The organism is Shigella sp. SIG3, assembly GCF_053555855.1.
Window position 1 is genome coordinate 20,658 of record NZ_JBQZXE010000040.1, and the last position, 7,088, is coordinate 27,745.

The 7,088-nt window shown below is 51.6% G+C and carries 9 protein-coding genes; 8 read left to right on the top strand and 1 reads right to left on the bottom strand.

What is annotated here, in order from left to right; genetic code table 11:
• Together puuB and puuE are read left to right on the top strand one after the other, a co-directional pair.
• Nucleotides 1–1,281 carry a gamma-glutamylputrescine oxidase gene (gene puuB, locus ACUU1I_RS09665; RefSeq protein ID WP_000134877.1) on the top strand — a complete coding sequence of 427 codons (1,281 nt, stop codon included), beginning with the start codon at nt 1–3 and terminating at the stop codon, nt 1,279–1,281.
• Between the two features lie 37 nt (nt 1,282–1,318).
• A complete protein-coding gene (gene puuE / locus ACUU1I_RS09670) occupies nt 1,319–2,584 on the top strand; it encodes a 4-aminobutyrate transaminase (RefSeq protein ID WP_000069266.1) in 1,266 nt (421 codons plus the stop codon).
• A gap of 119 nt (nt 2,585–2,703) precedes the next feature.
• Here the strand turns inward: puuE and pspF are convergent, their stop codons facing one another.
• On the bottom strand, nt 2,704–3,681 hold the full coding sequence (gene pspF / locus ACUU1I_RS09675) for a phage shock protein operon transcriptional activator (protein WP_005068446.1): 978 nt from the start codon (nt 3,679–3,681) through the stop codon (nt 2,704–2,706).
• A gap of 166 nt (nt 3,682–3,847) precedes the next feature.
• Between pspF and pspA the strand changes: the two genes are divergently transcribed.
• From pspA to ycjM, 6 genes are all read left to right on the top strand, one after another.
• A complete protein-coding gene (pspA, locus tag ACUU1I_RS09680) occupies nt 3,848–4,516 on the top strand; it encodes a phage shock protein PspA (protein WP_000511025.1) in 669 nt (222 codons plus the stop codon).
• A 53-nt stretch (nt 4,517–4,569) separates the two neighbouring features.
• Nucleotides 4,570–4,794: an envelope stress response membrane protein PspB gene (pspB, locus tag ACUU1I_RS09685; RefSeq protein ID WP_001274964.1), complete on the top strand. Its 225-nt coding sequence runs from the start codon at nt 4,570–4,572 to the stop codon at nt 4,792–4,794.
• On the top strand, nt 4,794–5,153 hold the full coding sequence (pspC, locus tag ACUU1I_RS09690) for an envelope stress response membrane protein PspC (RefSeq protein ID WP_000907387.1): 360 nt from the start codon (nt 4,794–4,796) through the stop codon (nt 5,151–5,153). The genes pspB and pspC overlap by 1 nt, the downstream gene beginning before the upstream one ends.
• Nucleotides 5,154–5,161: 8 nt before the next feature.
• The gene (gene pspD / locus ACUU1I_RS09695) at nt 5,162–5,383 is read left to right on the top strand and encodes a phage shock protein PspD (RefSeq protein ID WP_001359759.1); all 222 of its coding nucleotides are present in this window, start codon (nt 5,162–5,164) and stop codon (nt 5,381–5,383) included.
• Between the two features lie 42 nt (nt 5,384–5,425).
• A complete protein-coding gene (gene pspE / locus ACUU1I_RS09700; RefSeq protein WP_000974116.1) occupies nt 5,426–5,773 on the top strand; it encodes a thiosulfate sulfurtransferase PspE in 348 nt (115 codons plus the stop codon).
• 211 nt (nt 5,774–5,984) lie between these two features.
• Nucleotides 5,985–7,088, top strand: a 1,104-nt coding sequence (ycjM, locus tag ACUU1I_RS09705) for a glucosylglycerate phosphorylase (RefSeq protein ID WP_032157057.1), incomplete at its 3' end; no start/stop codon positions are given.

Sequence of the window (7,088 nt, forward strand, 5' to 3'; positions counted from 1 at the left end):
ATGACCGAACATACCAGCAGTTACTACGCCGCCAGTGCGAATAAATATGCACCATTCGATACACTGAATGAGTCAATCACCTGCGACGTTTGCGTGGTTGGCGGCGGCTATACCGGGCTCTCCTCCGCGCTGCATCTGGCGGAAGCGGGCTTTGACGTAGTGGTTCTCGAAGCCTCACGCATCGGCTTTGGCGCAAGCGGGCGCAATGGCGGGCAGCTTGTGAACTCCTACAGCCGCGACATCGACGTGATCGAAAAAAGCTACGGCATGGACACCGCCCGTATGCTCGGCAGCATGATGTTCGAGGGTGGCGAGATCATCCGCGAACGTATCAAACGTTATCAGATTGACTGCGACTACCGCCCCGGCGGTCTGTTTGTGGCGATGAATGATAAACAACTCGCCACACTCGAAGAGCAGAAAGAGAACTGGGAACGCTACGGCAATAAACAGCTGGAGCTGCTGGACGCCAACGCTATTCGCCGCGAGGTCGCCAGCGATCGCTACACTGGTGCGCTGCTGGATCACAGCGGTGGGCATATTCACCCGCTAAACCTCGCCATTGGTGAAGCCGATGCCATCCGCCTGAACGGCGGGCGCGTGTATGAGCTTTCCGCCGTGACGCAGATCCAGCACACCACGCCAGCCGTGGTTCGGACTGCCAATGGTCAGGTGACGGCGAAGTATGTGATTGTCGCCGGGAATGCGTATCTGGGCGATAAAGTAGAGCCGGAACTAGCGAAACGCAGCATGCCGTGCGGCACGCAGGTGATCACCACCGAACGGCTGTCGGAAGATTTAGCCCGTTCGCTGATCCCGAAAAACTACTGTGTGGAAGACTGTAACTATCTGCTTGATTACTACCGTCTTACCGCCGACAACCGCCTGCTGTACGGCGGGGGTGTAGTGTATGGTGCACGCAACCCGGATGACGTTGAGCGTCTTGTGGTACCGAAACTACTAAAAACCTTCCCTCAGTTGAAGGGCGTGAAAATTGATTACCGCTGGACGGGCAACTTCCTGCTGACCTTGTCGCGCATGCCGCAGTTCGGCCGCCTTGATACCAACATCTATTACATGCAGGGTTACAGCGGCCACGGCGTCACCTGTACCCATCTTGCCGGGCGTTTGATTGCTGAACTGCTGCGCGGTGACGCCGAGCGTTTCGATGCCTTCGCCAATCTGCCGCATTACCCGTTCCCCGGCGGGCGCACGCTGCGCGTGCCATTTACCGCGATGGGCGCGGCTTATTACAGCCTGCGCGATCGTCTGGGCGTTTAATTTCCGATTAACAGTGAAGAGTCAAAAGGTGTGAAACATGAGCAACAATGAATTCCATCAGCGTCGTCTTTCTGCTACCCCACGCGGGGTTGGCGTGATGTGTAACTTCTTCGCCCAGTCGGCAGAAAACGCTACGCTGAAGGACGTAGAGGGCAACGAATACATCGATTTCGCCGCAGGCATTGCGGTGCTGAATACCGGGCATCGCCACTCTGATCTGGTCGCGGCGGTGGAGCAGCAATTGCAACAGTTTACCCACACGGCGTATCAGATTGTGCCGTACGAAAGCTACGTCACGCTGGCGGAGAAAATTAACGCCCTTGCCCCAGTGAGCGGGCAGGCTAAAACCGCATTCTTCACTACCGGCGCGGAAGCGGTGGAAAACGCGGTGAAAATTGCTCGCGCCCATACCGGACGACCTGGCGTGATTGCGTTTAGCGGTGGCTTCCACGGTCGTACATATATGACCATGGCGCTGACCGGAAAAGTTGCGCCGTACAAAATCGGCTTCGGCCCGTTCCCTGGTTCGGTGTATCACGTACCTTATCCGTCAGATTTACACGGCATTTCAACACAGGACTCCCTCGACGCCATCGAACGCTTGTTTAAATCAGACATCGAAGCGAAGCAGGTCGCGGCCATTATTTTCGAACCGGTGCAGGGCGAGGGCGGTTTCAACGTTGCGCCAAAAGAGCTGGTTGCCGCCATTCGCCGCCTGTGCGACGAGCACGGTATTGTGATGATTGCCGATGAAGTGCAAAGCGGCTTTGCGCGTACCGGTAAACTGTTTGCCATGGATCATTACGCCGATAAGCCGGACTTAATGACGATGGCGAAAAGCCTCGCGGGCGGGATGCCGCTTTCGGGCGTGGTCGGTAACGCGAATATTATGGACGCGCCCGCGCCGGGCGGGTTGGGTGGCACCTACGCCGGGAACCCGCTGGCGGTGGCTGCCGCGCACGCGGTGCTCAATATTATCGACAAAGAATCACTCTGCGAACGCGCGAATCAACTGGGCCAGCGTCTCAAAAACACGTTGATTGATGCCAAAGAAAGCGTTCCGGCCATTGCTGCGGTACGCGGCCTGGGGTCGATGATTGCGGCAGAGTTTAACGATCCGCAAACGGGCGAGCCGTCAGCGGCGATTGCACAGAAAATCCAGCAACGCGCGCTGGCGCAGGGGCTGCTCCTGCTGACCTGTGGCGCATACGGCAACGTGATTCGCTTCCTGTATCCGCTGACCATCCCGGATGCGCAATTCGATGCGGCAATGAAAATTTTGCAGGATGCGCTGAGCGATTAATAGCCCAACGCAATAATGTCTGATGCGCTGCGCTTATTAGGCCTGCAAACGACGTATTGATTATGTATGCCGAATAAAGCATTCACGCCGCATCCGGCAAGTTGTATTGCTCAACTTCGCTAAATCTGGTGCTTTTTCAACAACGCGCGGAACTGATGATAAGTTAACCCCAGTAATTCAGCCGCGCGCTTCTGGTTATATTTCCCCTGTTGCAAACTGAGTTGCAGCAACTCTTTTTCCTGCTGCATCTGAAACTCGCGTAAATCCAGCGGCAGCGTCGGAAGCGAGGTATTTTCTGAAACGGCGATGGCTTCTTCAGGTGGACGCCGTTTAAAGGGATCAATAATGATGTCATCAAGCGGATAATCGCTGGTGCCGTGGCGATACACTGAACGTTCCACCACGTTTTTCAATTCACGAATATTTCCCGGCCAACGATAATTCAGCAATGTTTCTCTGGCGCGCTCCGTAAACCCCGGGAACAGAGGCAGCTTGATTTCCCGACACATCTGAATGGCAAAGTGTTCTGCCATCAGCATAATGTCGCTTTCGCGCTCGCGCAGGGGCGGCAGTTGCACTACATCGAAAGCCAGCCGGTCGAGCAGGTCAGCGCGAAAAGTACCTTCATTGACCATCGCCGGGAGATCGGCATTCGTCGCGCATACCAACCGCACATTCACCTGCAACGGCTGGCTACCGCCAACGCGCTCCAGTTCACCGTACTCAATCACACGCAATAATTTTTCCTGCACCATCATCGGTGCCGTAGCGAGTTCATCAAGAAATAGCGTACCGCCGTCGGCACGTTCAAATCTCCCAGGATGACGTTTTTGCGCACCGGTAAACGCCCCCGCTTCGTGACCAAACAGTTCGGAATCCAGCAGATTTTCATTTAACGTCGCGCAGTTAAGGGAAATAAACGGCCCTTGCCAACGGGAGGAGAGATAATGCAGGCGGCTGGCAATCAACTCTTTACCGGTGCCGCGTTCGCCGATGATGAGCACCGGTTTGTCCAGCGGTGCGAGATGCGAAACCTGTTCCAGCACTTCGAGAAAGCTGTTCGCCTCACCAAGTAAATTATCTTTGTATTCGGCCATGATGAAATTCGCCACTTGTTAGTGTAATTCGCTAATTCATCCTGGCATGTTGCTGTTGATTCTTCAATCAGATCTTTATAAATCAAAAAGATAAAAAATTGGCACGCAAATTGTATTAACAGTTCAGCAGGACAATCCTGAACGCAGAAATCAAGAGGACAACATTATGGGTATTTTTTCTCGCTTTGCCGACATCGTGAATGCCAACATCAACGCTCTGTTAGAGAAAGCGGAAGATCCACAGAAACTGGTGCGTCTGATGATCCAGGAGATGGAAGATACACTGGTTGAAGTACGTTCTACTTCGGCGCGTGCGTTGGCAGAAAAGAAACAGCTGACTCGCCGTATTGAACAAGCGTCGGCGCGTGAAGTTGAATGGCAGGAAAAAGCCGAACTGGCGCTGCTGAAAGAGAGAGAGGATCTGGCACGTGCAGCGTTAATTGAAAAACAGAAACTGACCGATCTGATTAAGTCCCTGGAACATGAAGTGACGCTGGTGGACGATACGCTGGCACGCATGAAGAAAGAGATTGGCGAGCTGGAAAACAAATTGAGCGAAACACGCGCTCGCCAGCAGGCATTGATGTTACGTCATCAGGCGGCAAACTCGTCGCGCGATGTGCGTCGTCAGCTGGACAGTGGCAAACTGGATGAAGCAATGGCTCGTTTCGAATCTTTCGAACGTCGTATTGACCAGATGGAAGCGGAAGCAGAAAGCCACAGCTTCGGTAAACAAAAATCGCTGGACGATCAGTTTGCCGAACTGAAAGCCGATGATGCAATCAGCGAACAACTGGCACAATTAAAAGCCAAAATGAAGCAAGACAATCAATAATAACATCCAGGCGGCGTCCGAACGCGCCGCCGCTCATCGTCTAAGGAGTACTTATGAGCGCGCTATTTCTGGCTATTCCGTTAACCATTTTTGTGCTGTTTGTTTTACCGATCTGGTTATGGCTGCATTACAGCAATCGTTCTGGTCGCAGTGAATTGTCGCAAAGTGAGCAGCAGCGATTAGCGCAACTGGTTGATGAAGCAAAACGGATGCGCGAACGTATTCAGGCGCTGGAATCTATTCTTGATGCAGAACATCCGAACTGGAGGGATCGCTAATGGCGGGCATTAATCTCAATAAAAAATTATGGCGTATTCCACAGCAGGGCATGGTCCGCGGCGTCTGCGCCGGGATTGCCAACTATTTTGATGTACCGGTAAAACTGGTGCGTATCCTGGTGGTGCTGTCGATTTTCTTCGGTCTGGCGCTGTTTACCCTGGTTGCTTACATCATTTTGTCATTTGCGCTTGATCCAATGCCGGACAACATGGCCTTTGGTGAGCAGCTACCTTCCAGCAGCGAATTGCTGGATGAAGTCGACCGTGAACTGGCGGCAAGTGAAACGCGTTTACGCGAGATGGAACGTTATGTCACTTCCGATACTTTCACGTTACGTAGCCGTTTCCGTCAACTGTGAGGAAAGTTATGAATACTCGCTGGCAACAGGCCGGGCAAAAGGTGAAGCTTGGTTTCAAATTAGCAGGCAAGCTGGTACTTCTTACCGCACTGCGCTATGGCCCGGCGGGTGTGGCGGGCTGGGCGATAAAATCAGTTGCTCGCCGACCGCTGAAAATGTTGCTGGCTGTGGCGCTGGAACCGCTGTTAAGTCGGGCTGCTAATAAACTGGCACAGCGTTATAAAAGGTGAGGGGAGTTTCGCAAAAATTGTTAAATCTCAGGCGTATAATGGATGGCAATTTTCATCCATAGAAGGACGCTTACATGTTTAAAAAAAGGCTTACTTGCTCTGGCACTGGTGTTTTCACTGCCCGTTTTCGCCGCTGAACACTGGATCGATGTTCGTGTTCCAGAGCAGTATCAGCAAGAGCACGTTCAGGGGGCCATCAATATTCCCCTGAAGGAAGTGAAAGAGCGCATTGCCACCGCAGTTCCGGATAAAAACGACACCGTGAAAGTGTATTGCAATGCCGGACGCCAGTCCGGGCAGGCAAAAGAGATCCTTAGCGAGATGGGATATACCCACGTTGAGAACGCCGGTGGCCTGAAAGACATCGCAATGCCGAAGGTCAAAGGTTAAAAGAATTCACCATGAGCGGCGCTTATGCGCCGTTTTTTTTCTGTCACACCTTATTTACATCCCTATAGATTATTTGCGTCAGCTCACAAATACGCTTTTTCCCTGGTAAAAAATGATTTCCTGCGTGACTAAAACCCTTGTGCTCAATTGACAGTTTATTTTCTGCGGAGTAGTCTCTCGCCTCATGGGACCGCTACCACGGAAAGGCAACATGAAACAGAAAATTACGGATTACCTGGACGAAATCTACGGTGGAACATTTACCGCAACTCATTTACAGAAACTTGTAACGCGTCTTGAGAGTGCGAAACGATTAATTACACAGCGACGTAAAAAACACTGGGATGAAAGTGATGTCGTGTTAATTACCTATGCCGATCAATTTCACAGTAATGATTTAAAACCACTACCCATATTTAATCAGTTCTACCATCAATGGCTGCAAAGCATTTTTTCACATGTTCATTTATTACCTTTTTACCCATGGTCATCTGATGATGGATTTTCGGTAATTGATTATCATCAGGTCGCCAGTGAAGCGGGGGAGTGGCAGGATATTCAGCAACTCGGTGAATGCAGTCATTTAATGTTTGATTTTGTCTGCAACCATATGTCTGCAAAAAGTGAATGGTTTAAAAACTATTTACAACAGCTTCCGGGTTTTGAAGATTTCTTTATTGCGGTTGATCCGAAAACCGATCTCAGTGCCGTCACCCGTCCGCGTGCGTTACCGCTATTAACGCCGTTTCAAATGGATGATAATTCCACGCGCCATTTATGGACCACCTTTAGTGACGATCAAATTGACCTGAATTACCGTAGCCCTGAAGTGTTGCTGGCGATGGTGGATGTTTTACTCTGTTACCTTGAGAAAGGTGCTGAGTATGTCCGCCTGGATGCCGTTGGCTTTATGTGGAAAGAGCCGGGAACAAGCTGCATCCATCTGGAAAAAACACATCTGATTATCAAGCTGTTACGGTCGATTATTGATGACGTAGCACCAGGTACAGTGATCATTACCGAAACCAATGTTCCGCACAAAGACAACATTGCTTACTTTGGCAACGGTGATGACGAAGCGCATATGGTGTACCAGTTCTCGCTGCCGCCGCTGGTGTTACATGCGGTGCAAAAACAGAACGTCGAGGCGCTGTGCCAGTGGGCGCAAAGTCTGAGCTTGCCCTCCAGTAAAACGACCTGGTTTAACTTCCTCGCCTCTCACGATGGCATCGGGTTGAACCCACTGCGTGGCTTGCTTCCAGAAAGCGAAATATTAGCGCTGGTCGAGGCATTACAGCAGGAAGGTGCATTAGTA

Coding starts and splice junctions, on each gene's coding strand:
- puuB (WP_000134877.1), top strand. CDS start 1: ATGACCGAACATACCAGCAGTTACTACGCCGCCAGTGCGAATAAATAT.
- puuE (WP_000069266.1), top strand. CDS start 1,319: ATGAGCAACAATGAATTCCATCAGCGTCGTCTTTCTGCTACCCCACGC.
- pspF (WP_005068446.1), bottom strand. CDS start 3,681: ATGGCCGAATACAAAGATAATTTACTTGGTGAGGCGAACAGCTTTCTC.
- pspA (WP_000511025.1), top strand. CDS start 3,848: ATGGGTATTTTTTCTCGCTTTGCCGACATCGTGAATGCCAACATCAAC.
- pspB (WP_001274964.1), top strand. CDS start 4,570: ATGAGCGCGCTATTTCTGGCTATTCCGTTAACCATTTTTGTGCTGTTT.
- pspC (WP_000907387.1), top strand. CDS start 4,794: ATGGCGGGCATTAATCTCAATAAAAAATTATGGCGTATTCCACAGCAG.
- pspD (WP_001359759.1), top strand. CDS start 5,162: ATGAATACTCGCTGGCAACAGGCCGGGCAAAAGGTGAAGCTTGGTTTC.
- pspE (WP_000974116.1), top strand. CDS start 5,426: ATGGCAATTTTCATCCATAGAAGGACGCTTACATGTTTAAAAAAAGGC.